Consider the following 23,236-nt stretch of genomic DNA (forward strand, 5'->3'; position numbering starts at 1 on the left):
TAAGTACTAGGACAAAAGTAAACGGACATTTTATTTTATCTTTTTTATCCTACTCTTCGTTAGATTTTTATCGCGTAACTAAGGCTATGCTCTGCAAATCTGCCTTGATTAGAATAAAAAATAACAAGCTAAAATTATCCCTTTTCTTCTGTCCTAGTACTTATACTTTCCCCTCTACATGGGAAAGTGTTTCCCATATAGAGGGGACACCTTTTCCCATTTCTATGTGCCCCTCTTTCCCATGAGTATGGGACGACTCCTCACTGTCGATGCAGTACATCCTAGCACGTACACGATGTACATAACGGCACGTACGGTTTGCGAGTGCTAGGACTTACACGCTGTACATGCTACTACGTACACTATGTAAGTCCCAGCACTTGCATTGCTTCAATGCATAATAACGGTAAAATGATCTGATTTTATTAGAAATACTGGCTTATTTCAAACCACATTATAATGGTGATTGTAATATACAAACAAGCCAATCTACGTGAGGGTAGATTGGCTTGTGTTTTTTTGTTTTAAGTTCGGAAACTTAAACAATATTATAGTTCTTAATGACGCTATCGCTTAACATTACGAACAGTGGGGAGTAACCCTTATCGGCTTAACACTTGCACCAGAAGGGAGGCTTCAATCTCTATGATATACTGTTTTCATTCTATACTTATAATGGAGTTTAGTAAAATCTTTAAAACCTTTAAATAGATCGTCACTTTCAATTAAAAATTGTAAACTAATATTGGCATTCTTCTTCTTAAAAGAGAAAGTATTTTTACTACCACTTATCATTCCTAAATTTGGATAATAAGAACCTTTTCCAATATCTTCATTTTCACCTAAAGGGTTTTGTCCTAAATAACCATTAAGTACTAATTTACAATTGTCATTAACCGTTATACTTTGATTTATTTTTTTGCAATACAAAGATATTTCATTTTGTTCAAATTTTATTTCACCAATTATTAGTATTTTTTTTAGTAAGAATGTACATATTATCTTATCGAAAATAACTACAATACCAAATAGAAATAAAAAATAAAAGGCAGTATCATCATTAGAGTTATAAATATTGAAAAAGATAAGACAAACTAACATAACCATTAACAATGTTATAATAATTTGATAAATAATGTATAATACATTCTTCTTTACTACTTTAAAAATAAATTTATTCTTCATAATCAATTTCTTTTTCCCACAGGGTTCTGGAGTTTTAGGTGTTTTTATAAATGTATCTTTTATACCTTTTGAACAATACTTCTATTACTGGAATAGCAACCAAAAAGGATTTGTTGTTATAAGTGAGAACTTATACAATTGGACAGTTCTAAGTAACGCCTACGGCTTAATGTTTTGAATAGTGGCAGAAACAGTTAGATTATAATTTTATTATCGGCAAAAAATCTCTTCTAAAGATTCCCATATTTTACCATAACCATAACTATCGCATGGTCCTTTATCTTTAATTAGATCTAAATAAATTGCTTCATTATCACTAGGAACAAATAAAACACCCCAATATTCTCCTTTTTCAATATTAAAACCACCAGATACAGGGGTCATTCCAATATATTCTTTACCTAAATAATTTATTTCATATGCTACACTATTACCTCCTCTAGTTTGTGTAATATCTCTAATAACACCAATGGTATAGAGTTTAGTAGACATATTTCTATCTATCAGTGTATACAACCAATAGACTAGTAGTGACAAAATAGTAATTTGTATTGCCTTTTTACTCGTCATGATCTTTTTTATTACTTCAACTAAAATTTATTACTAAATCTAGTCTTGTATTTAGTATATTTTGTTTTAATAAATAAAATCACCTTCTTTATAAGGCCACTTCTTATAATTCATAAGTATAAAATTTAAGTTTTGGAGTTCTAGTTTTGTCATTTTACCACTCTTTCTTATAAGCTTATCCAACTCATCATTGTCAAAATATTCAATTTTATATAATCCTTTATCTCTATTGTAAAAGAGGAGCCTTTCATGATAAATATCTATAGTTGGTGTATTAGGATAAATGATTGTATGATAATTTAAAGTTTGCTTTATGATGCATTCTTCATGATCAACTCTTTCATTATTTGTTAATACGGTAGATGAAATAGACCTACCTCCAACCCAATTACTAAAAACCGTTTCTCCTTCAAAAAACAACTCTTTATTATCTGATAATCTAACTAACGGAACTAACTCAAGGTCATTTAAGCCTGGGGTATAAAAGACAATAAATAATGTATCATTTCTAATAGCCGTACATAAAGCACCTGATTTAAAATTGATAATTTCATTCTCAACTATCAAGTCATAAAAAGATATCTGAAATGGATCTTCAGTATCTACTTGAGCCAATCCAATATTAGAAAAGCTCATAAATAAAAAAATGAAAAGTTTATTCATTAATCCTCTGTTTGGCATATCCCTATTTAATTCCCTCTTTTAAACTCTTATAAAAAAATGTCTTCTTCAAAACATTATCTAAGTCAATCCCCACTTGTTTATCTTCCATCTCGTCATCTACCTTATACCCTAGTATTTCAAAGAACTCATCCTCATACAAATCAACATAATAAAGACGATCAAAAAGGTATACTTCATAATAGAAGTATTCATAATTAGAAGGCTTTATCTGCTTGAGAAATCCTTTCTTAATTTCTTCTTCTGAGTACATTTTTTTGATTACATCTGTATATTTTGATACTAGTTTATTATAGGTTGAGTCTTCTTTGAGTGACATTTTCTCATATAGCATAATTTGAAGTAAACCTCTCTCTATAAGTTTTAAACACTCTTTATAAAAATTGAAATGATAATAAACTTCAAAACTTAAATCAGCATATTCATTTACAGTACTATAACAAGAGGTAGATGTAGATGTTCGGTTTGTGCTTTTCAACATTTCTAGATAGTAATACGCTTTTTCATAATCTTTAAGTTTAATATAATATTTGGTCAATCTTTCTAGAGTGGAAATTTTAGCATCATTTTTATCTTCATAAAAGGAGGTTTTAAACCTTCGATCCGATGTATCTGAAAAATAAAAAGTATAATTATCTCTAATCTCAACTAATTTATAGTCATCTATAGTCTCTATTAACTCAAGATTGATGGAATGTGCTTTTTCTACTGAATCGACTGCTTCATAAAAAGACGATAAATAATTCATTACTAATGGGCAGAATAAAGACTTTGGATAATCATCCAAAAAATGTTCTGAATCGTAAATCGTCTTTCTGACGACATTATTCTTAAAATTCCATTCTATATCATTAAAAATTAGTAAATCATACTTCCCTTTCAATTTATAATATTCAGTTGTATCACTCTGAATCAAAAGGTCTTGAGCAAAACTAGTACTAGAAATAAGAATAAATAGTATTAGAGTTCTTGTCATGATGAAGTTTACTTAAAAGTTATTTGATTGATATCATGGTGTTTAAAAAAATTTAGCAACATTTTTTGTACCTCGAATGGTATTATGTATTGTTTTCCAATCTGCTTGTTGAGAGTACGCGTTTCCTGTAAAAATCTAAAAATATTATCAAAACAGAAAATATTGGAGAACTGATATAAATTGAAATATAAGAACCTTTCAAACTATGTCCTCCATAACCTTCCTCAAAACATAACCAATAAAGAGTATAAGGATATAAAACTAATATTAAATTGATAACAATGAATTTACCTAGTTTATAACCAACTAGACATTTTTCTAAAAGGGTCTTCAAGTAAAATAATGGTATGGAAAGAATTAAATATTCAACAAAATACAATAAACAATATAAGAATAAGTAGTAAAATTCAATTTTGCCTTTTACCCAAATGATTCTATCGTAATGAAATAAGAAAATCGCTCTATCAATTAAGGAAATAAATAGTATTGAGAAAATCCATTGCCTTTTTTTACTAGACAATAAAAACTGTAAAAAAATTATCTTTATATTTCTCATATATTGATTTTCGAGGAAGTAAAAAAATAGTTAGAATACAAATAATAATATAAAAGGATGGGAAGAGGAAACAGATTACTTATCCCTCATAGCTTTAAAGGTTAAATTTATTATTACTCCAATAAAAACGAGACAGCGTTCAACTGACACTCCCGTAATTAGGGCTTTACTATTATTTAGTCGTATTGAAACCTTATTGATATTTTTCTTATGACCTAAAATTAGATGTTCTGACATCCCTAATACCTCAGAAGTTGTAATTGAATCTTTAAAGAAAAGTTTGTCATTTATCATCACTTCAATTTCATCTTTATTAAACCCCTCTTCAATGTAAAGATGCAAAGAATCTTTAGAAAGCCGTTTATCATATTCTGCATCATCACATTTGCTATAACGAATCAAAATATCATATTTATTTTCATAAACTGAAACAGCATTTTTTTTAATATGACATGAAATGAAAAGATATACTATGAGGAAATTAGCAATCTTAACTTTATACCAATTTGACTTCATTTTCATTGTGTAATATTTTCATAAAGAGATACTTAGATAAATTCATTCAAAATCATTTCGTGACAAACAACATAGTGGTATTTCTTCTTGTGCGATGTCAAATGTACTCCTAAACTAAACTTTCATCTATACCTTTTTCTAAGTCCAATAATATAGAAGTGTTCAATCTGTCATTATATGTTTTCAACTCTTTATCACCATACCTACATTTAAATTTGTTGTGATAAAACTGGCTACTTCTAAATCATTCATCAATAAAAAAACTTTTCAATTCAGTTTGTATGATTGTACCAAAAAAGTAAAATCAATTCCAATAGTCTATTGAGTAATTCACCTAAAATAAAAAATCAAAAACTATTCCCTAGTCTTCTTCTTACTTTGAGTATTAATATTAAAAGTTGCCCTTACTAAGAAATTGATAAAAATAGAATTGCCTTCATGGCCAAATACTGTGCTAGGAATGATATCTGATATAAAGGACAATTGGAAGAAGCCGAAATTCATTCCTAATTCAGGTGATAACCCTATTGCTTCATACCTCTCCAAAGGGATTTCTATACTAGATCCCATATCATCATCAGACCGTAAAACACTTTTTGTTCTATAATAACCTAATCCCAAAGCTAAATGAGGACGGACTTTACTCTCTCCTATAAAATATTTTACTTTTAAGGTATAATCAACAACTGTGGAGAGTATTGAAACATCAAAATTACTATTCCTATGCTCCTGCAAAATTTGTATGGCAATGTTTCCGTTTCTTTCAAACCCGAATGCCAAATTTGAGGTATGATGATAGTAAAAATTTATATTGAAACTTAACCCGGCGCCGTTGATCCCATAATTATCAATTCTTCCATTGAAGATGGTTGCTCCTGTGCCAATACCAATTGTTATATTTTCATCTTGAGCTTGTGCAACATTCATGACAAACACAGTCATAATGATGAGTAATAGTTGCTTCATTTTAATCAAATTATAGCTTATAGTTGGTTTCGGTCTTAAAGGTAAGTCATAAATAAAAAACTAAAAAGTAATTCCAGGATTTACATTCGATGAGTTAAAAGTGCTTTCTTAAAACTATTTTGAACTGCAACAGTATATTAATTAGCGAAGTTTATAATGTTATTATTCAATTCAAGCCTTCATCTTACTCCATATACATTACACCCTCTTCAAATAATACTATTTATGATTTTTTTACCGATATTTAAACGTTGTAACCTAATAGGAACACCTGCCTTACAAATACGTAAAGGTGTATTTTTATCACAACATTTTTTTTAGCTAAATCAAACCTATTTAACAAACATCAGAATAATGGTTAAGCATAGACTTTATATTATCTGCTTTTTTATTATCTCCTCTTATTTTACCCTTCTCAAGATTACAGATATTAAAAATCTGTCTACAATATTTGGTACTACCGCAACAATAGTTGGTGGACTCGCCATCTGGGTTCAATTAAAAAGAGATGGTGATTTGAAAGAAGCTGAATTTCTTATGGAATACAACTTTAATTTCATCAACGATAAAAAGTTGACAAATATTCAAAAAACGCTTGAGAATTATTCTAAAGGCGATTGTACCAAAGAAGATATTACTACAATTGACAGACAAGATCTGATCAATTTTTTAGTCTATTTAGAAGCTCTTGCAGCGATGGTCAATAAAGGAGTTTTAAAAATTGAAACGATTGACAACTTATTTTCTTATCGCTTTTTCATTGCCACCAATAACCCCGTTGTCCAGGAATTAGAATTGATTCCTGATGCAGAATACTACAGGGGTTGTTATGTGCTTCATAAAAAATGGGTGAATTACAAGAAGAAAAAAGGGCAAAACATCCTACAAGAAGAGTTTTCATTGAAGAATGTGAAAGACTATAACCAATACTCAAAATAATGACAATGATTGAATGCACTCCATTGAAAATATCGGATGATATTAGAAAAGTAGCACAACTTATCGTAGAAACGGATCCATTTATTTACCCCGCTTTAGCAGGAAATGAAACTTCTAGAATTAGTGTGATTGAAGAAATGATCAAAAAAGGACGTTTTGTATTCTGTAAAGAAAATATTTTTGTAGCAAAAAGGGATGATTCTATTGCTGGGTTAATTGTTTGTTTTATAAATACTCCTTCTTGGCATGATGAAGAGTTTAAAGAAATATATAAAAACAACGATATTGAATATACTCCATCAGTTTCTACAGTTGTAGAGGAATATTTTAGTAAAACAACGGCAACAGACTACCTTTACATCTCCAATATCTGTACAGCAAAAGAGCATCAGAAAAAAGGAGTCGCTTCAACCCTGGTCAATTATATCATTTCTTTATTTCCACAAAAAAGTATAGGGTTACATGTACTTTGTGATAATCAAAATGCTATTCGACTTTATGAGAAACTTGGGTTTAAAATTCAGCATAAAGAGACGGGGTTTTCTATAGAAAAGGATAAACCTGAGTGTTATTTTATGCTCAAGGAATACTATGAAAATGATTAAGTTCTAAGGCAAAATTCATGATCAATTATTTTTGATTTAGTACTTACTAAGACAATTTAATAGTGCAAAAGGCTTTTCTAGTAGAAGAAAAGCCTTTTGCGTTTACAGTTAATTCTTAATCAGAATTAATAGTATATTTCAAAGAATTAGATTTTCTCAAAACTTCATTTTCAAGCGCTTATCATTTGCAATATTTTTTCAGTGATTGTGATCAATACTTTTCAAGAAAAGAAAATACAAATTTGCTGTGCATGGTGCCTAAGTGGAATAATAGGGAATTCAGTGAAAATCTGGAACTGTACTCGCAGCTGTAAATCTTTTTAATGAATATCTGATAGCCATTGCTACTAAGCGAGAAGGTAGATATCTCAGAGATAAGTCAGAAGACCTACCAAGCAGTAGTTATGAAGATACTTCGAGTGAAAGTGTCTACATCAACGATAGGAAAAATCTGTGCCTATTGTTTTGCACTTCCAATCAACGCGCCTTGTGTTTTGTTCATTTTATACTCAAAAGACATGGTAAACTTTCAAGATAGTAAACTATTAAAATTTGCGAATGAGGCCATTAACCTCACCAATGTAGAAAATGAAAATGCCAATATGCCCGAAGGTGTTTTCACTGCTAAACTAACAAGGATGTCAGGTGAGATTTCAAAAGAATATGCAAAGTCCTACTTACTTCCAGAAAAACATCTGAAAATGCATGAGGAAGGATGGATTTATATCCACGACTTTAGTTCTTATGCCGTAGGGATGCAAAATTGTATGTTCATTGATATTGGAGATATTTTGAGCAGACCTATCTTCACCACAAACGGTACAATGCGTCCTCCTCAAAGTATTCGTTCAGCTTTACAAGTAACGGCTGTTGTTCTCCAATGCCAAAGTAATGCTCAGTTTGGAGGAATTGCTATTAACGCTTTTGATTTTCATATGGCCACTTTTATCAAAAAGAGTTATGAAAAACACTTGAAAGTAGCCAATAAATATGCTATACCGAACGAAGAGAAGTATGCTTGGGAACAAACTGCAGAAGAGACAAAACAAGCTTGTGAAGCATTCCTTCATAACTTGAATCATTTAGAAAGCAGAGCGGGTAATCAACTACCTTTTGTTTCTATCAATTATGGCTGTGATACTTCAAAAGAAGGAAGATTGTTTATTGAGTGTCTTCTAGAAGCAACTATGGAAGGAATTGGTGAACAGAAAACCACACCTATCTTCCCTATTCAGATTTGGCAATACCGCAAAGAAGAAGGTAAAATTGTCAATGAAGACCTTTTCAGAAGAGCAAACGAATGTTCCATCAAAAGAGTATATCCTAATTATGTCAATACACATCAGGAGGTTTATGATGTAAAAGATGAAGAAGGAAATATTATTCCTGATCTTATCCCTGCCACTATGGGTTGCAGAACACGTTTGGGCAAAAACCTACACGGTAGTAATGGTAAATCAGGCAGAGGTAACCTTTCTCCGGTAACCATGAACCTACCTAAGTATGCCATGGAAGCTTCTTCATGGGAAGAGTTTTCTAAAATGGTAATGGAAATGGCCTACACAGGTATTGATATGATGGAATGCCGTCTTCGCTGGCAAAGAAAGCAACTGATGGGTTCTGCTCCTTTTATGTATAAAAATAAGATATGGAAGCACGAACAGGAATACAACGAGAAGGCTAAGATTGGTGAAGTATTGTACTCCGGTACATTAGCTTTAGGATTTATTGGCCTTGCTGAAGCTCTATTAATTTTAGAGGGAAAACATCATGGAGAAAGTGAGGAATCTCAGGCAAAAGCCTTAAAACTGATCAAAGATTTACATCAGTTTTGTGATGTGGAAAGTGAAAGAAGACGATTGAATATTTCTCTTTATGCTACTCCTGCGGAAAGTCTGTGCCATACTTTTGCCAAGAAACTACAGGAACAATATGGAAGAGTAAAAGGAATTTTTGATAAAGAATTCATTACCAACTCCTATCATGTACCGGTATGGCATGAAATTAATTATGTAGATAAAATTGCGATTGAGGCGCCTTACCATCAGCATTGTACAGGAGGTTCCATTACTTATGTGGAATTACGTTCCGAGATCTCAAAAACACCTCATCTATATAAAAACTTGGTAGAAGGTGCAATGGAGGAAGGTGTATATTATTTTGCAACAAACATTCAGAAAGACAGATGTTTGAGTTGTAACCACGAAGGATTATTTGATGATTTGAAATGTAAAAAATGCGGTTCAAAAGAAATTATCACGCTCCGAAGAGTGACTGGATATATCACTGGTGCTTACCACAAAGTATTTAACAACGGCAAAAAAGATGAAGTGAGAAATAGAGTAAAGCATTACTAAGGTCTGATGCTTTAACGCTATTATAATCAAAATTTCAAACTAAAAAGAAAGGTCACATCAAATGTAAACTGATGTGACCTTTCTCTTAATACAGAGCTGAAAAGGGTTGGGTTTAAAAAGCGGCGTCTATACCTTCATCTAAACTCATACCCAAGTTATTTACATATTGATCATCATATGAAGGAGATTGTTCAAAAGATTCAAAATCAATCTCTCCTTCAATTGAAAGTGTTTCAATAAATAATTGTTTTGACTTAAGGATTGCGTAAGGTAAACCTAAACCAAATGTTAAAAGAGTGATCAACGCAAATGTAACCACGTTGATAAATATATCACCCCCTCCGATTCTTGACTTTACTTCAATTTCTTCTCCATCTTGATAAAGCTTTATGTTTTCATGGAAAAACTTGATGATGTTTGCTCTATGTTGGAATAAGTAAATACCAAAAGTAACTATGGTCAACAGAATTCCTTTTAACATAATACCGAATAGTTGCCCACCTTTACCTTCAAATCTGATATCTATATTACCGATTCTAGTATTATCACAAAGGTGACGTGTCAAGTTTGTGATGTACCATGGGAAATAGATGAAAAATGTACATAATAGAAGAACACCTTCTTTCGTAAATTCTATAAGGAAAGCTTGAAAATCTGAGTCATAAAAAAAACGCTTGCCCATATAAGACGTTTTGGCCATATCATACTTCCAAGAGTTATGAATAACATAAGGTACAGAAAGAATCATGAGTGCATAAAAAACCAATACACTTATAGCCAAAAGACTATCGAGACCATTGAGAGAAAGAAATGAAAAATAAAAAGAGACTGATACAAACAGCACAAATATTTTTAGAAAACCTAAAAATAGTTCTTTCCCTGTGCCATGGTAAGCAAAATTATTACCTGCCAAGTTAATACTTGAATTGACATATTTTTTCTCGGACACAATTGCCCATGGAATATAGAAACCAAGTGTGAAAGTAATTAAGAAAAAGTTCTTGATTACAAGTAGGTAATAGTCACCAGAACTAAAGTTAAAATAAAATGGATGTCGTCGTTTGCTCATTTTAAATTTGATGTTAAAAGATAATTTAAAGTTTTTGTCTTATTTTGTTTCAGCTGTGAATTATGTAATATAAAATTAAAGAAATAAAATTGAAAACATAGTATGATGGATATTAATTTAGAGTATGCTTGAAATATAGGTTTCAAACATGTTCCTCTAGAAGCTCTAAAATTCCAGATTTCTGAAACAACTTCTCTCCTAGTTTCAGTTTTGAAATTCCCTTTACAATATGATAATCAAATTGAATATGATCACCCTCCAATTGAGTAGAAGGATGAAAGAAACCTATTTTCTCATTACCCATCAAATGTGCAATTTCTAAATGTGTAGAAATGATGAAAAAGGAAGGAGTCTTCAACTTTAAATGATGAAATAAATATTCGATTAACCTTGTCGCCTCTTCAGGATTTGTGGTATTAAAAAGCTCATCAAATACGCCATAAACAACTTCTGATTTCTGATTTGAAACAATAAGTTCTTTGACTGAAAGAATCTCATTCATGAAATGACTTGTCCCATTTCTGTAGTTATCTTTTGTATTGAAATTAATATTAAAAGTATCAAAAAAAGGAATTGTAGCTTTTGAGGCAGGGATTGGAAACCCAATATTCCCGAGGTAACTACATAGGGAAATAGTTTTCAAGAAAGTTGATTTCCCACCCATATTAGGCCCATTCAGTATATTTAAACTACAATCAAAAGTAATGTCATATTTGACAGGTTCATTGATTAACGGAAAATAGGCTTTTTCAAATTCAAACTTTTCATTATCTATCAAAGGTAAATTGAAGCCTCTTTTGATAGAACATTTCGTAAGGGATAGATAACACTCCAATTCGAATAATCTCTTCCAAAAAACATCGAAATCTATCTGATGTAAAATATTTAAGTAAGCTAAAAGTTCTTTTTGATGGCTCTTAAAGTCTGAATAATCCGGTAACAATTCTAGGTCTTCAGAAAGGTAAAGAAGAAGCTGATTGAAATAGGGTACATCAGCTATAGTCAATACCTCTTGAATTAAAACTTTCAATTCTGAAAAGAAAATCAGACTAGCCGTCAATCTTGGAATTTTACTAATCTTAATTCTAGACTTCGTAAAAAAAACATAGCTTGTTGCTTCAACAAACTGATCTGTTTTTATCTCTCTAGTCACTCTTAATGCATCCTCAAAATAGAGCTTATTATATTTATAATTAAACGCCACTTTCTCATTTGAGAATAAACATCTGAAGATAGATTGACGAATTTCAAGCTCTTCCAAAGAACATTTATTTAAGATGAAATTCTGGATAAATGGTGTTACGTTATAGTTTTGTTTATCATCAAAAAGAGGGACAATTTCCTCTTTAAGGTTGAGTTGTTGAGTGTTCATTTGAGATTGATTTAGTTCGTATAATAGTTTGCTCTCAATGCTTCAATTAAGCAAGTTGTTCTACAGAAAATAAATTCACTTTTTCATTTCTACCTCTTAACTCCACTGAACCTATATCAGTTGTAGAAAAATAATTTTCAATTTTGAGGAACTCTAACAATCGTTCTGAAATCAAAAGGTCTGTTTTATAAGAATTACATAAACTCTGTATTCTAGCTGTCGTATTCAAGACATCACCTGAAAAGATAATATCTTTCTTTGTCACTCCTATTTCACCAGTAGTTACTTTCCCTAAATGAATGCCGGCTTTAAAAGTTGGAGCAACACCAAACCTTTCTTCATATTTTCCAGCTTCCTCCTGTAAAGTCTTTTTCATATCATAAAAACAATTCAGACAATTGTTCTTCTCTAAACCATTTTCCATAGTCCAAGTCACCACCACTTCATCTCCAACATATTGATAAATGTGTCCACTATAATTCAATATAGAATTAGAGAGATCTGCATAATATTCTCGAAGCATATCAAAATACTGCGTGTGACCTAGCCTTTCTGCAATTGCAGTAGAGTCTTTCATATCTAAAAACATAAATACTCTATGTTCTTCTTTTGGATTGTGGTATTTCCCAAGGAAGAAATTGATTAAAACTTCTTGCCCAATATTATCACTGACTTCCGTATAGAATAAACAAATAACAATGCCCAAGGCCATATAAATCTCCAATGAAATAAAAGCAAAGCTCATTAGAAAATTCATTGCAAAACCAATCACTTTGGGATTCAACGGACTTTCTTCCAATTCAATAGCATGCCCAGCACAAGTCATTATAAAAACGAGGATGGCAATAATCAAAATATAAATCAGCGTTTTGATAATCAACTTCTTTGAAAAACTCTTGTAGTGAAAAAGTTTATTGAGATAAAAAACCTCAAGCAACCCCATTAATGTACCACCTGTTAAGGTCAAAAATGCTGAAGCTAACGGATTGTAATGATAGGGATTTCCAGTGGTTGGATAATTGGTTGAATCTCCTAAAATGCCATGTTCCAGGAATGTATAAATTAGGCCAAATAATAATGAAATTACTGAAAACGGAATTACTTGTACTAATTGCCTTCTTTTTTTAATTGATATCATATAGAGTTACAAATGAGCAGAAATGATAATGTAGTTAAACTCGAAGCAAATGTACCGAATGGATTTGAATTCTTATTCTTTTTTACAATTGTTTAATTATTTACAATGCTCGCCAAAACAAAGGACTTCATAAATCTTCTCCCTATGTTCACCACTTTTTGAAAGCTGATCAAAGACTACACTGTCGTTTGCATTCAATACAATATGATCACTGAACTGAGGATCTCCTAACCAAGATATAAAGTAAATTCCATCACTGATTTTTGTGACATAAGATAAGTAATTCTTCGTTTCTTCTCCTTTGTAGGTTACCTGTGTTACATCACCTTTTACTTCAATAGTCACTACGGTACTTTCTGTTTTATACTGTAGTTTTTTTCCTTTCAACTCTTTTCGAGCCAACTGATTTTGCTCTGTCAATGGACGTTCAGTCTGTCCCATAAATGGGAGGTCAAACTTTATGATATTTTTCAAAATGGTGAAAATTGTTGAGAATTGCCCCATCACTTCTCCTTCTGGAAAAGCACATTCAACAGAAGGACCACAGGTAATATCGCCATGAATAACTTCAAAGTCCTCAAGCATGTCCGCGTCCGCCTGATGCAAATGAGCATATACTTTTTTAGTATTAAAATTGACACAAACATTATCTCCACCTCCCATTTCAAAGGTCCACGACATAAAATAAATTCCATCTGCCACCCTTGAAATCTGGGGGTTCACTTGAGCCACTACTCCATCAAAGTATCCTCCATATCCTCTCCACTTGATCTTGTTATCAAAAACAGCTAAACGGAAACTTCCAAAATCAACATAATCATAGTTGATCATTTTGCCTTCAAATTCTCTATAGCCAGTTCCTGATAAATTCTTTTCAGCTTTGTTTTTCAATACCTTTTCTTTTGACCATGAAGTATCCGTAGACGAGCAACTTAATAAAGTCAAAAGCAGTACTATACAAAAAAATGATTTTTGAGTTTTCATTACATCTAATTCTCTAGATTGGGATATCATTTACATTTGGGTGTCTTGGTATTGAGGGTGTGGAGGTGGTAGGGTATCTTTTGGTTCTCCAATCATTTGTCGAATATCTATTTCTATTCCTCTGGACATCGTAGTGATTGGTACATCATTTCCAATACCTTCAAAGGGATTTTCAGAAACATCACCTACTCTTTCCATAGTAAAAAAGATCCAAGAGATTACAACACTTGTAGGAATGGATAACCAAACAAAATTATCGGCTATAAAAAGGAATCTTGGTGCCAACTCACCTTGATCTAAAAGTACTTGACCAATTTTGTCAAACTCACTCATCAAACCAAAGGGTAAAAAGATGACAAAAATCCATACAAAATATAAGTTTAACGTGGCAAACTGACGGGGATAAGGAAAGTTCTTGATCCTCTCGGCTTTTCCTTGTAATGCAAATAATTCAGCAATCATATTTTTGAATTCCATATGTCTGAAATCTTCTATTAAACCCGACAACTGCAACTCTCGAAACTGTTTGGACTGCAAAGTCAGACAAGCATTTTGTTTATTTCCAAAATCAAGAATATACTTTTTCTCATCATCAGAGACATACCCTTCAAGTTCATCTTCTAAAGATTCTTCATATTCTTTGATCTTCACTACTTTCATATATTCTTTATCCGATTTATTTATGGCTGACGTCTCCCAAGGCTTTTTAGTCCGTAAAGCATGTCTCAAACAAGTCATCCATGCAACATGCCGGTGAATAATCTGTTTCTTAATTTCAAAAAACTCTTCATCAGTTCTTTCTGTTTTTGCATGCTCATTTGTAATGAAATCATTTACCATGGTTGCTAGTAACCGAGAAGCATTTACTATACCTCCATAAATTTTCCTTGCCTCCCAGAGTCTTCCGTAAGAGGCGTTGTTTTTAAAACCAATCACAAATGCTAAGGCTGTACCTACCAAACCAATAGGCAACCAAGGTAATTTAAGCCATTTCAAACCTAAAACTTCATAAAGCACCACAGGCAAAATGGCTAATAAAATAAATTGATAGATGTACCTTCTCGTCCATTTCACCATAATGGAAACTGAGTAAATCCGCTTCGTGTACATAGTAGTTTTTGAGAATTGTAATTAATATAAATTTTGAGTTTATCTAATATACAATTTTCTTAGAATTACTTTTATGCTAAATGATAATTAAAGATTGAAGAGAGAGATGTTTTTAGAGGTAGTCTAAAGCATTTAATGCTTTCATTGTCACTGCTTTTCTTGCTTTTGGAAAGTTTTTCATATAAAAGTTTTCTGCAGGTTCAATATTGGTTGCAAAGAAAATTGTATTATCAGAAAGCTCAAGGAAACCTACGAACCAACCATTGTTATAATCTGCATTACTCGCCCAACCTGTTTTGCCACTGAGCTTATATTGATCATTAGTTTCTATCAACATCATTTTCTTAATGATGGCTTCATTTCTCTTTTGAATAGGAAGTTCTGATCCATACAATCTTTTTAAGAAGTCAATCTCATCAAAAGGACTTATTCTTGAATCTCCAACCAACCAAAAACTATCAATTGAAGTGGAATCAAACTCCATTCCGTTATAATTAAGCTTCTTCAGGTAAGATTTCATTTGTTCCACTCCTATTTTTCTAGCCACTTCCTGATAACAGGGAACGCATGAATATTGGAAGGCTTTTTTAAAGATTAAATCCTGATTCCATATTTTAAAATTGCGTTCAATACCATCCCACTTCATCAATGTACTGTCATTTTCTACCACTCTGGTTTCTAATGCAATAATGGAGTTTGGAATTTTGAACGTTGAAGCAGGTAGAAATCCTTTCTTACTCCACTCAAAATCATTGGAATAATAAGTTGCTGCATTATGATCATATAAAAGAATAGCTCCCTTTAAATTTGTAGAATCAAGAATTTGTTGCAATACTTTTTCCTGCACCATTGTACCTTCATTACTTTTCTGACGCTGCTCTGTTGTAGTGCATGAGACGCAAACCATAAAAGTACAAATAATAGATATTAGCTTATACATTCATTTATTAGTTTTAGTTTGTTGAAAATTTGAACAAACATACTAAAAAAAGGAATTGGATCAGAATCTTTCAATTCAATCACCAACCCCTTCTAAAACCTAGATATCAAATTTTTTGTAATGTTCTTTTACAAAGTTTTTATGGCTTTTAGAGCAACGCCTTCTACTCTTTCTGAAGAATCATTTTTTGTAAGTGTAAGTCGGATTACGCTATCTTCAATTGCTTTTAAATCGTGTGGAACATTGCTATCCAAGGCTAGAATATCTCCTTTTACTAGTTCCAAGTTTTTCTGTTCAACACCAAAGTCAACATTTCCTTCTACCATTTGTACTACAATGGGGAAAGACGTTTTATGTTCTTTCATTACTGTTCCTTTTGCCATTGCAATTCTAATTTCTTTTGTAAAATTAGTTTCGAAAAGTACAGTAACTAAAGGTTTAGATTCATTGAATTCAAGATTGTCAAATAAAGAAGATGTTTTCATGATTTTCTGATAAAATTATTATAACCCTAACATTTCAATTCATCTATATTGCTTTTGTTTTTTTAAGGTGATCAAAGAGCATAGAGAATCAAGAAGTTATTTAGAATAATTCAAAACAACAAAATACAGACATTACTTATTATGATAATCATCACCTCGTCAACAAGATATACATCATTATTTCACTTTCTTGGGAGGCAATATCACCTCAAACTCAATAGATGGAGTAATTAATACTGAATGAGGTTCGTTCATTTCATGCTCTGAAACTAAACCAAGTCGTTCCAAAAATTCGAAATACAATTTTTTAGCTGTCCCCATCTGTAATTTCATTTTTGGGTGCCAAATCTCGTAGGTTCCCAACTGATGGTCTCTTGTATGATAAAAACCTTCTACTGGATGGGTTAGAATAAAGAATTGTTCTTCTATAGATTTAAAACCTTCTAATAGTTGCATTTCAAGAGTACTTCCCTCTATCTCCACAATACCTTTTCCCGTTTTTGACTCAAATAAGACTGAATATTCTTGATATACATTGGCTTCTACATGAAACGCACATTGGTATTTGGCCTGTTCCCACGGCATCTTCCATAAATATTTTGGGATAATATGTGATACGGACCCAAGATTGGTCCCGAAAAACCAAGCACAATGTTCATTGGTTTTCTTATTGATAATATAGCTTCTAAAATTGGTTTGATAAAAGGCAAACTTTGGCTTTGGGTTGATATTATGAAACTGAAAATCTTTGTCTTTAAATGTGACGGCACTGATTAATGCATATTCCCTATCTCCACTTTCAAATGTCCATAACTTAAAAGGTTCTGGAATTAGTGGTGCTATTTTATGTAATTCAACTTTATAAGAAACAATTGAAAAATGTTCTAAAAATGTATGAACATTGAATCGCTGTTTTAATGGCTTTTGATTGATTCTTTCCTTTAAAATACTTTCAAAGTTCATACATTCTATTAGTTTGACAAAAGTGAATAATTCAGTTAAATAAAAAGCTTAAGAGCGTATTTACTTATCGATAATTAATAACTTTCTTTTTGAGATTGTACCGTCAAATAGTAATAATCATCAACAAGTTGCTTCAAGAAATCTCTGCCCTGCAAATCACTTTCTATTAAAAGTTGTTCTTTCAGCTTCTCAGCAATCTGATGAATTACTGTGTAATGATCTTCTGTGTTCTTAAGTTTTAAAGTTTTCTTAATCACATTCAGTTGCTTATCATTTAAAGTATCAGCAGTAACAAAAACGGGTTCATAATCTTCAGGAAATTCTGGAATTTGAAAAGTGAAACGATCCACTTTCCTTTTCTCAGAAATAACGATTGTTCCTGCTAGAATATCACCCAAGCGTTGCCCTTCACCTTTCATTAAAATGGTAAATACAGCAACAGTACCTTGTAACAATGCAATATCAATTAGCCTAAAAATCCAGCGAATAAAATATTGCGAAAGTTTGGTAGCGTTTCCATCCATAGAAACGACCCTAATTTTTAATGCCTTTTTCCCTAAAGATTGACCTTCTAGAAAAATTTCACAAATGAGATTGTAAAACAAAAAAGGAATGGACATTATCACAACCCAGAAGATGGCAAATTGACTAGTATAAGTAAGGATCATCCCTGGTAAAAGCATGATAGCCGATATTAACATCATATCAATTATAAAGGCTGCTATCCTAGTAGTCACAAGCGCCTTCTGAAATTGCAAGTTAACGTTTTGGCTGTTTTGAAAAGAAATCGATGACATTTTCCTCAGAATAAAAAATTGTAATATATTGTATTAACAAAGCAATTTTTTATGAAAGAACCTATATTTATTTTAAAAAATCAGGAAAAATGGCAAACTATTGAAAAGGAAATGAATAAAACGACTGTTTCTCCTGATCAATTAGCGTCTTATTATAAATCTTTGAGTGATGATTTATCTTACGCACAAACTTTTTATCCTGAAAGTGATATTACTTTTTATCTTAACACTCTATCGATAAAATATCACAAGCAAATTTATGCCAATAAGAAAGAAAAGACCTCAAGAATAAAGGATTTTTGGCTATATGAAGTACCCTTTGAGATGGCGAACAATCGGAAACAGCTTTTTTATGCCTTTGCTGTTTTTATGGTGAGCTGTTTAATCGGTGTGTTTTCTGCTGCTCATGATGGTGAATTTGTCAGACTTATTCTTGGTGACGCCTATGTTAATATGACTTTAGAAAATATTGCCAATGGAAAACCTATGGATGTTTATGACTCTGCGGGGCAATTTGAAATGTTTTTTAGGATTACACCTATGTTAATATGACTTTAGAAAATATTGCCAATGGAAAACCTATGGATGTTTATGACTCTGCGGGGCAATTTGAAATGTTTTTTAGGATTACAATCAATAATGTACAAGTTTCATTTTTAGCTTTTGCACTTGGTATTTTTTCAAGTTTTGGAACTGGATTTGTCCTTTTTAGAAATGGTGTGATGCTGGGTTCATTTCAATATTTCTTTTATGAAAAAGGAGTTCTTGAACAATCTCTTTTAAGTATCTGGACTCATGGCACTTTAGAAATTACAGCTATTGTTTTTGCCGGAGGTGCTGGTTTTGTATTGGGTAACTCTTTCTTATTTCCAAAACATAAAAAGAGAATAGAAAGCCTGAAAGATGGTACTAAAAGCGGATTAAAAATCATTATTGGCTTAATTCCTATTTTTATTATTGCGGGCTTTTTAGAAGGTTTTGTAACAAGACAGGTAGATTGGCCGTTGGCGGTCCGTTTATTTTTTATTGTGAGTTCTTTTAGCTTTATAGTTTTTTATTATTTTTACTATGCAAACAAAATTTATAAAGCAAACAAATCAAATATGGCCTAAATGGGTGTATAATTTCTATTTTACTCTTTGATGTGAATTCAACAACATACCTGAGTAAAACTATTTACATATTTTTTACATATAATCATTAAAATTATCGTGCATATGCAAACGTTTCAATTTAATCGAGAAAGAGATCTTGGTGAAAAAATCGAGTTTACCTTTTCTTTTTGGTCCAAAAACTTCAAAACAGTACTCATTACTGTTCTGACTTTGGTATCTCCATTCTTTATAATAAGTGGAGGATTAAACACTTATGCTACTTCTGAAGCTATCAGAAATTTCTCAAACTTCACTAATCCTAGTGCTGTACTTGATTATCAGATGTCATTATATGGAAGCCCTTTATTTATGGCAAGTATGCTAGTAAGTATTCTAGGGTATTCTATCTTAAGTGCTGTTGGTACTAGCCTTGTAAAAGTCTATTTAGACCAAACCGTTGAATTTACACCTGCAAATGTCAGAGCGAAAGTATTCAGCGTTTTTGGTAAGTTAGTACTTGCTTCTATTGTAGTCGGTTTTATCGTAATTGTCGCTACATTTTTCTTTGTAATCCCTGGTATCTATTTAGGTGTAGGTCTTTCTCTTGTTGCTCCAATCTTGGTCATGGAAGAAATTTCACTTTCAGATGCAATGTCAAGAAGTAGAGAGCTTATTAAAGATAATTGGTGGTCTTCTCTTGGTTTTCTTATTGTATTAGGTTTAGTTGCTGGTATGTTAAGCTACTTGTTAGCTTTTGTTGGCGGTATAATCACAGGAGGTGACTTTTTATCAGTTGTATCAAGTGGTGGCGATATCAGTGACACATATGTTAATTTGATGCTGATCATTACAGCAGTAACAAGTTTAATTAATCCTGTTTTCACAGTAATTACTCAAATCGGTAGCGTTGTTTTATACTTCTCTTTAAGAGAAAAGAAAGATGCTACTAGCTTATGGGAAGAAGCTGAGTCAATGGCTTAATCATTATATTATAACTCTCTTGTTCTATTTCAACAGAACAAGAGAGTTTCTTTTTACTTCGATTTTCAACGAAGATTTTTTATCAATGCGAAAGTATTTTGTTCTTATACTCATTCTTTTTTCATCCTTTATTGTCAATGCACAGGAAAGAGATTTTTCAGAAGAAACAATCAAAGAATTAAAAGAAGATCCTGACTATACTTATGTTTTACCCCAATATCAAATTTCCACTTGGGACTACATCACAGACTGGCTTTCTGATATTTTTTCAGAATTGTTCGGAGAAAATTTTGTACTGAAAAGTTCTCATATTGAAATTCTGATTTGGTTCACTATTGTGGGGCTAGTATTCTGGGCTGTTTATCTCATTTTAGACGCCAATCATATTATCATTTTCAAGAGTGATAAAAAAATCAAACAACAAGGTTTGAAAACAATTTATAGTACGAATGAAAGTATTATTCCTCTTTCTACTCAATTAGAAGAGGCTATTAAAGCAAACAACAATCATGAAATTGTAAGGTTATACTACCTTCTTGCCATTGAAAAATTAGACCAGAAAGGTATTATCAACTTACATAAAATAGAACATCACAATGATATTTTATTTCAATTAAAAACAGACCTTATTAAAAAGCCTTTTCACTCTATTGGTCTTTACTTTCAATACTGCTGGTATGGAGAATTTGAAGCAAATGACACCATTTCTGAGCAATTAAAAACAATGTATTACGATTTTGAAACAGCTGTAGATCAATATGAAAAAGTTTAATAAACAATACATTATTTTAGTTGTGGCCTTTGGATTGTACCTCTTCCTTACTTTGAGCTCTGAAGAACAGACAAATTGGAATGCACATTTCAAGTCTGATTCAAAAGACCCTTACGGCACAAAGGCTTTGATGGAGTTGCTGAAAGATCCTGATATGAAAATGGCCATTGAGCCCTCCCGTAAGACCGTCTATGAATTATACGGTCAAAATATGGAAAGCCGTAAACTTCTCATTGTTGGTGGACGTTTAAAATTGGATAAGGAAAGTATCAATGCTATTTATAATCAAGCAGAGTTGGGTAATACCATTGTTTTAGCCGCTGAAAACTTTGATCAAAGTCTAAAGGATACTCTTGGATTTAAAGTAGATTACAGTTTTTCCAATATTGAAATCAAAGAATTTACAAAAAGCAAGGAATTAAATATCGAAATTGATACCATCAGCATAGAACTTAATGATCATGCAGGTTTATTTCCAGCTTTTGAAATCAATAATACTTTTTACGATTATGATACTTTAAATGCAAAAACTATTGCTACTTGTGAAGATGGCAGTGCAATTTTTATAAAAAAAGAAATTGGTCTTGGTGCAATCTACCTTTTGAGCACACCTAAAATTCTCGGTAACATTTCACTCCTAAGTGGAGACAATCATTTTTTTATCAATGAAATTCTAAAAGAGCTTCCAGAAGGGGATTACATAAGAACAGAGTATTACACTTTAGGAAGACTAGGACACAGTTCAACTTTCAGGGTATTATTAGAAAGAGATGGTTTGCGGGAAGCTACACAATTACTTTTACTAATTATTCTGATCTACTTGATATTTGAAGTAAAAAGAGAGCAAAGAGCTATTCCTACATTTGTACCACCAAAGAATGAAACAATGCAATTTGTTGATACTCTTGGGCAACTTTATTTCAGTCAGGGAGATAACAGAAATATATTGATCAAAAGGAAAAGGTATTTATTAGATCACATTAAAAGTAAATATCAAATCAATCTCAATAAAGAAAACATAGAGGAAGAATTAAATCTGCTTTCATTCCGTTCTGGGATTGAAGAAGAGAAAATAAAAAAACTATTCATCAGTTTGGATAGAGAGATAAAGCACTCTATGACAGAGGGTGGTTTCATAAAAGTAAATGAATTAATAGACGATTTTTATTCAAAAGAAATATAAAGATGGAAGATAATATTATAGATAATTTCGAAAATAGAATTGATACTTCAGACTTAATTCAAGAATTAAATAAGTTAAGAGAAGGTATTAATAAAGTCATTAAAGGACAGCAAACTACTATTGACCTGTTACTTACGGCTATTCTAGCTGACGGTCATGTTTTATTAGAAGGAGTTCCGGGGGTAGCTAAAACATTAACGGCAAAAACCTTAGCAGCAATGATAGATGGACAATATTCTAGAATTCAGTTTACGCCTGATTTAATGCCATCTGATGTGATTGGTACAAATATTTTTAATGCTTCAACAAACAATTTTGAATTTAAAAAAGGTCCTGTTTTCGGTAATATTATTCTTACAGACGAAATCAACAGAGCCCCTGCCAAAACACAAGCCTCTATGTTTGAGGTGATGGAAGAACGCCAGATTACATACGATGGAAAAAGGTATCCTATGGAAGAACCTTTCCTTGTTATTGGCACTCAAAATCCCGTTGAGCAAGAAGGTACTTACCCACTTCCTGAGGCTCAATTGGATCGTTTTTTATTCAAAATTGATTTGGACTATCCTGAAGAACAAGATGAGCTTGAAGTCTTACAAATGCATCATCAGCACCAAAATCCTACACATTTGATCCAGGAGGAATTTAAGCTTTCACCAGAGAAATTAAAGACTTTCAGAGATCTTGCTAAGAAGGTTATTGTAAAAGATGATCTTTTAGCCTATATCTTAAAATTAGTCCGAAATACAAGAATAAGTAGTGAGCTTTATTTGGGAGCTTCTCCAAGAGCAGGCGTTGCATTACTTAATGCTTCTAAAGCATGGGCATGCCTTCAAGGTAGAGATTTTGTAACTCCAGATGATATTGCTTATGTTATAAAACCTGTACTAAGACATCGTTTGATCATGACTGCTGAAAAAGAAATGGAAGGCGAAAATATGGATCGTATCATCGACAAGATCGTTCATACAGTTGAAGTACCTAGATAGTTGACTAT

General features: G+C 31.9%; 24 protein-coding genes and 1 riboswitch. Of the genes, 9 read left to right on the forward strand and 15 right to left on the reverse strand.

All coding sequences use genetic code 11. The features are described 5' to 3' along the window. Positions 1 to 636: 636 nt before the first annotated feature. From AVL50_RS20570 to AVL50_RS20600, 6 genes are all read right to left on the reverse strand, one after another. Entirely contained in the window at positions 637 to 1,185 is a 549-nt protein-coding gene (locus tag AVL50_RS20570) for a hypothetical protein (protein WP_062618366.1), read from the reverse strand. Between the two features lie 210 nt (positions 1,186 to 1,395). Further along, entirely contained in the window at positions 1,396 to 1,677 is a 282-nt protein-coding gene (locus AVL50_RS20575; RefSeq protein ID WP_062618367.1) for a hypothetical protein, read from the reverse strand. Positions 1,678 to 1,821: 144 nt separating this feature from the next. Continuing rightward, positions 1,822 to 2,418 (reverse strand): hypothetical protein, encoded by a 597-nt coding sequence (locus AVL50_RS20580; protein ID WP_157491465.1) that lies wholly within the window; start codon positions 2,416 to 2,418, stop codon positions 1,822 to 1,824. A gap of 22 nt (positions 2,419 to 2,440) precedes the next feature. Next, positions 2,441 to 3,412 (reverse strand): hypothetical protein, encoded by a 972-nt coding sequence (locus AVL50_RS20585; protein ID WP_062618369.1) that lies wholly within the window; start codon positions 3,410 to 3,412, stop codon positions 2,441 to 2,443. 631 nt (positions 3,413 to 4,043) lie between these two features. Then, positions 4,044 to 4,484, reverse strand: a complete 441-nt coding sequence (locus tag AVL50_RS20595) for a hypothetical protein (protein WP_157491466.1) — start codon at positions 4,482 to 4,484, stop codon at positions 4,044 to 4,046. 354 nt (positions 4,485 to 4,838) lie between these two features. Next, entirely contained in the window at positions 4,839 to 5,450 is a 612-nt protein-coding gene (locus AVL50_RS20600; protein ID WP_157491467.1) for a hypothetical protein, read from the reverse strand. Between the two features lie 354 nt (positions 5,451 to 5,804). Between AVL50_RS20600 and AVL50_RS20605 the strand changes: the two genes are divergently transcribed. The 3 genes from AVL50_RS20605 (at position 5,805) to nrdD (ending at position 9,351) form a co-directional block, all read left to right on the forward strand. Then, positions 5,805 to 6,389: a hypothetical protein gene (locus tag AVL50_RS20605; protein ID WP_062618373.1), complete on the forward strand. Its 585-nt coding sequence runs from the start codon at positions 5,805 to 5,807 to the stop codon at positions 6,387 to 6,389. 5 nt (positions 6,390 to 6,394) lie between these two features. Continuing rightward, a complete protein-coding gene (locus tag AVL50_RS20610) occupies positions 6,395 to 6,994 on the forward strand; it encodes a GNAT family N-acetyltransferase (RefSeq protein WP_172826892.1) in 600 nt (199 codons plus the stop codon). Positions 6,995 to 7,229: 235 nt separating this feature from the next. Continuing rightward, positions 7,230 to 7,405, forward strand: a riboswitch (cobalamin riboswitch). Next, on the forward strand, positions 7,399 to 9,351 hold the full coding sequence (nrdD, locus tag AVL50_RS20615; protein ID WP_082795938.1) for an anaerobic ribonucleoside-triphosphate reductase: 1,953 nt from the start codon (positions 7,399 to 7,401) through the stop codon (positions 9,349 to 9,351). (Overlaps the previous riboswitch by 7 nt.) 112 nt (positions 9,352 to 9,463) lie before the next feature. Here the strand turns inward: nrdD and AVL50_RS20620 are convergent, their stop codons facing one another. From AVL50_RS20620 to AVL50_RS20660, 9 genes are all read right to left on the reverse strand, one after another. Further along, positions 9,464 to 10,420, reverse strand: coding sequence for a DUF898 family protein (locus AVL50_RS20620; protein ID WP_062618376.1), 957 nt, complete (start codon positions 10,418 to 10,420; stop codon positions 9,464 to 9,466). 142 nt (positions 10,421 to 10,562) lie between these two features. Further along, positions 10,563 to 11,792, reverse strand: a complete 1,230-nt coding sequence (locus AVL50_RS20625) for a hypothetical protein (protein WP_062618377.1) — start codon at positions 11,790 to 11,792, stop codon at positions 10,563 to 10,565. 46 nt (positions 11,793 to 11,838) lie between these two features. Further along, positions 11,839 to 12,930: an adenylate/guanylate cyclase domain-containing protein gene (locus AVL50_RS20630; protein WP_062618378.1), complete on the reverse strand. Its 1,092-nt coding sequence runs from the start codon at positions 12,928 to 12,930 to the stop codon at positions 11,839 to 11,841. A gap of 96 nt (positions 12,931 to 13,026) precedes the next feature. Next, positions 13,027 to 13,914: a hypothetical protein gene (locus tag AVL50_RS20635; protein ID WP_157491468.1), complete on the reverse strand. Its 888-nt coding sequence runs from the start codon at positions 13,912 to 13,914 to the stop codon at positions 13,027 to 13,029. A gap of 30 nt (positions 13,915 to 13,944) precedes the next feature. After that, positions 13,945 to 15,024 (reverse strand): bestrophin family protein, encoded by a 1,080-nt coding sequence (locus AVL50_RS20640; RefSeq protein ID WP_062618380.1) that lies wholly within the window; start codon positions 15,022 to 15,024, stop codon positions 13,945 to 13,947. A 112-nt stretch (positions 15,025 to 15,136) separates the two neighbouring features. Next, positions 15,137 to 15,964, reverse strand: coding sequence for a class D beta-lactamase (gene blaOXA, locus AVL50_RS20645; RefSeq protein ID WP_062618381.1), 828 nt, complete (start codon positions 15,962 to 15,964; stop codon positions 15,137 to 15,139). A gap of 128 nt (positions 15,965 to 16,092) precedes the next feature. Continuing rightward, the gene (locus tag AVL50_RS20650; protein ID WP_062618382.1) at positions 16,093 to 16,449 is read right to left on the reverse strand and encodes an AraC family ligand binding domain-containing protein; all 357 of its coding nucleotides are present in this window, start codon (positions 16,447 to 16,449) and stop codon (positions 16,093 to 16,095) included. A 177-nt stretch (positions 16,450 to 16,626) separates the two neighbouring features. Beyond that, positions 16,627 to 17,412, reverse strand: a complete 786-nt coding sequence (locus AVL50_RS20655) for a DUF2071 domain-containing protein (protein ID WP_062618383.1) — start codon at positions 17,410 to 17,412, stop codon at positions 16,627 to 16,629. 74 nt (positions 17,413 to 17,486) lie between these two features. Beyond that, a complete protein-coding gene (locus AVL50_RS20660) occupies positions 17,487 to 18,209 on the reverse strand; it encodes an RDD family protein (RefSeq protein ID WP_062618384.1) in 723 nt (240 codons plus the stop codon). Positions 18,210 to 18,260: 51 nt separating this feature from the next. On the opposite strand from AVL50_RS20660, the gene AVL50_RS33670 reads away from it, so the two are divergent. From AVL50_RS33670 to AVL50_RS20685, 6 genes are all read left to right on the forward strand, one after another. Then, positions 18,261 to 18,761 carry a hypothetical protein gene (locus tag AVL50_RS33670; protein ID WP_253764311.1) on the forward strand — a complete coding sequence of 167 codons (501 nt, stop codon included), beginning with the start codon at positions 18,261 to 18,263 and terminating at the stop codon, positions 18,759 to 18,761. Continuing rightward, positions 18,758 to 19,321, forward strand: a complete 564-nt coding sequence (locus AVL50_RS33675; protein ID WP_253764312.1) for a stage II sporulation protein M — start codon at positions 18,758 to 18,760, stop codon at positions 19,319 to 19,321. Before AVL50_RS33670 ends, AVL50_RS33675 begins: the two co-directional genes overlap by 4 nt. Positions 19,322 to 19,426: 105 nt before the next feature. Further along, entirely contained in the window at positions 19,427 to 20,284 is an 858-nt protein-coding gene (locus AVL50_RS20670; RefSeq protein ID WP_062618385.1) for a hypothetical protein, read from the forward strand. An 85-nt stretch (positions 20,285 to 20,369) separates the two neighbouring features. Continuing rightward, positions 20,370 to 21,056: a hypothetical protein gene (locus AVL50_RS20675; protein WP_062618386.1), complete on the forward strand. Its 687-nt coding sequence runs from the start codon at positions 20,370 to 20,372 to the stop codon at positions 21,054 to 21,056. Then, a complete protein-coding gene (locus tag AVL50_RS20680; RefSeq protein WP_062618387.1) occupies positions 21,043 to 22,239 on the forward strand; it encodes a DUF4350 domain-containing protein in 1,197 nt (398 codons plus the stop codon). Before AVL50_RS20675 ends, AVL50_RS20680 begins: the two co-directional genes overlap by 14 nt. 2 nt (positions 22,240 to 22,241) lie before the next feature. Then, positions 22,242 to 23,228, forward strand: coding sequence for a MoxR family ATPase (locus tag AVL50_RS20685; protein ID WP_062618388.1), 987 nt, complete (start codon positions 22,242 to 22,244; stop codon positions 23,226 to 23,228). Positions 23,229 to 23,236 lie beyond the last annotated feature (8 nt).

The sequence above is a fragment of the Flammeovirga sp. SJP92 genome, from assembly GCF_001583495.1.
Taxonomy (GTDB): Bacteria; Bacteroidota; Bacteroidia; order Cytophagales; family Flammeovirgaceae; genus Flammeovirga.

Excerpts from the sequence above, each read along its gene's own strand:
- AVL50_RS20605 (WP_062618373.1), top strand. The coding sequence starts at position 5,805 with ATGGTTAAGCATAGACTTTATATTATCTGCTTTTTTATTATCTCCTCT.
- AVL50_RS20635 (WP_157491468.1), bottom strand. The coding sequence starts at position 13,914 with ATGAAAACTCAAAAATCATTTTTTTGTATAGTACTGCTTTTGACTTTA.
- AVL50_RS20655 (WP_062618383.1), bottom strand. The coding sequence starts at position 17,412 with ATGAACTTTGAAAGTATTTTAAAGGAAAGAATCAATCAAAAGCCATTA.
- AVL50_RS20600 (WP_157491467.1), bottom strand. The coding sequence starts at position 5,450 with ATGAAGCAACTATTACTCATCATTATGACTGTGTTTGTCATGAATGTT.
- blaOXA (WP_062618381.1), bottom strand. The coding sequence starts at position 15,964 with ATGTATAAGCTAATATCTATTATTTGTACTTTTATGGTTTGCGTCTCA.
- AVL50_RS20620 (WP_062618376.1), bottom strand. The coding sequence starts at position 10,420 with ATGAGCAAACGACGACATCCATTTTATTTTAACTTTAGTTCTGGTGAC.
- AVL50_RS20595 (WP_157491466.1), bottom strand. The coding sequence starts at position 4,484 with ATGAAGTCAAATTGGTATAAAGTTAAGATTGCTAATTTCCTCATAGTA.
- AVL50_RS20585 (WP_062618369.1), bottom strand. The coding sequence starts at position 3,412 with ATGACAAGAACTCTAATACTATTTATTCTTATTTCTAGTACTAGTTTT.
- AVL50_RS20685 (WP_062618388.1), top strand. The coding sequence starts at position 22,242 with ATGGAAGATAATATTATAGATAATTTCGAAAATAGAATTGATACTTCA.
- AVL50_RS20625 (WP_062618377.1), bottom strand. The coding sequence starts at position 11,792 with ATGAACACTCAACAACTCAACCTTAAAGAGGAAATTGTCCCTCTTTTT.
- AVL50_RS33670 (WP_253764311.1), top strand. The coding sequence starts at position 18,261 with ATGAAAGAACCTATATTTATTTTAAAAAATCAGGAAAAATGGCAAACT.
- AVL50_RS33675 (WP_253764312.1), top strand. The coding sequence starts at position 18,758 with ATGACTTTAGAAAATATTGCCAATGGAAAACCTATGGATGTTTATGAC.
- AVL50_RS20575 (WP_062618367.1), bottom strand. The coding sequence starts at position 1,677 with ATGTCTACTAAACTCTATACCATTGGTGTTATTAGAGATATTACACAA.
- AVL50_RS20650 (WP_062618382.1), bottom strand. The coding sequence starts at position 16,449 with ATGAAAACATCTTCTTTATTTGACAATCTTGAATTCAATGAATCTAAA.
- AVL50_RS20680 (WP_062618387.1), top strand. The coding sequence starts at position 21,043 with ATGAAAAAGTTTAATAAACAATACATTATTTTAGTTGTGGCCTTTGGA.
- AVL50_RS20640 (WP_062618380.1), bottom strand. The coding sequence starts at position 15,024 with ATGTACACGAAGCGGATTTACTCAGTTTCCATTATGGTGAAATGGACG.
- AVL50_RS20630 (WP_062618378.1), bottom strand. The coding sequence starts at position 12,930 with ATGATATCAATTAAAAAAAGAAGGCAATTAGTACAAGTAATTCCGTTT.
- AVL50_RS20580 (WP_157491465.1), bottom strand. The coding sequence starts at position 2,418 with ATGAATAAACTTTTCATTTTTTTATTTATGAGCTTTTCTAATATTGGA.
- AVL50_RS20670 (WP_062618385.1), top strand. The coding sequence starts at position 19,427 with ATGCAAACGTTTCAATTTAATCGAGAAAGAGATCTTGGTGAAAAAATC.
- AVL50_RS20660 (WP_062618384.1), bottom strand. The coding sequence starts at position 18,209 with ATGTCATCGATTTCTTTTCAAAACAGCCAAAACGTTAACTTGCAATTT.
- nrdD (WP_082795938.1), top strand. The coding sequence starts at position 7,399 with ATGAAGATACTTCGAGTGAAAGTGTCTACATCAACGATAGGAAAAATC.
- AVL50_RS20570 (WP_062618366.1), bottom strand. The coding sequence starts at position 1,185 with ATGAAGAATAAATTTATTTTTAAAGTAGTAAAGAAGAATGTATTATAC.
- AVL50_RS20610 (WP_172826892.1), top strand. The coding sequence starts at position 6,395 with ATGATTGAATGCACTCCATTGAAAATATCGGATGATATTAGAAAAGTA.
- AVL50_RS20675 (WP_062618386.1), top strand. The coding sequence starts at position 20,370 with ATGCGAAAGTATTTTGTTCTTATACTCATTCTTTTTTCATCCTTTATT.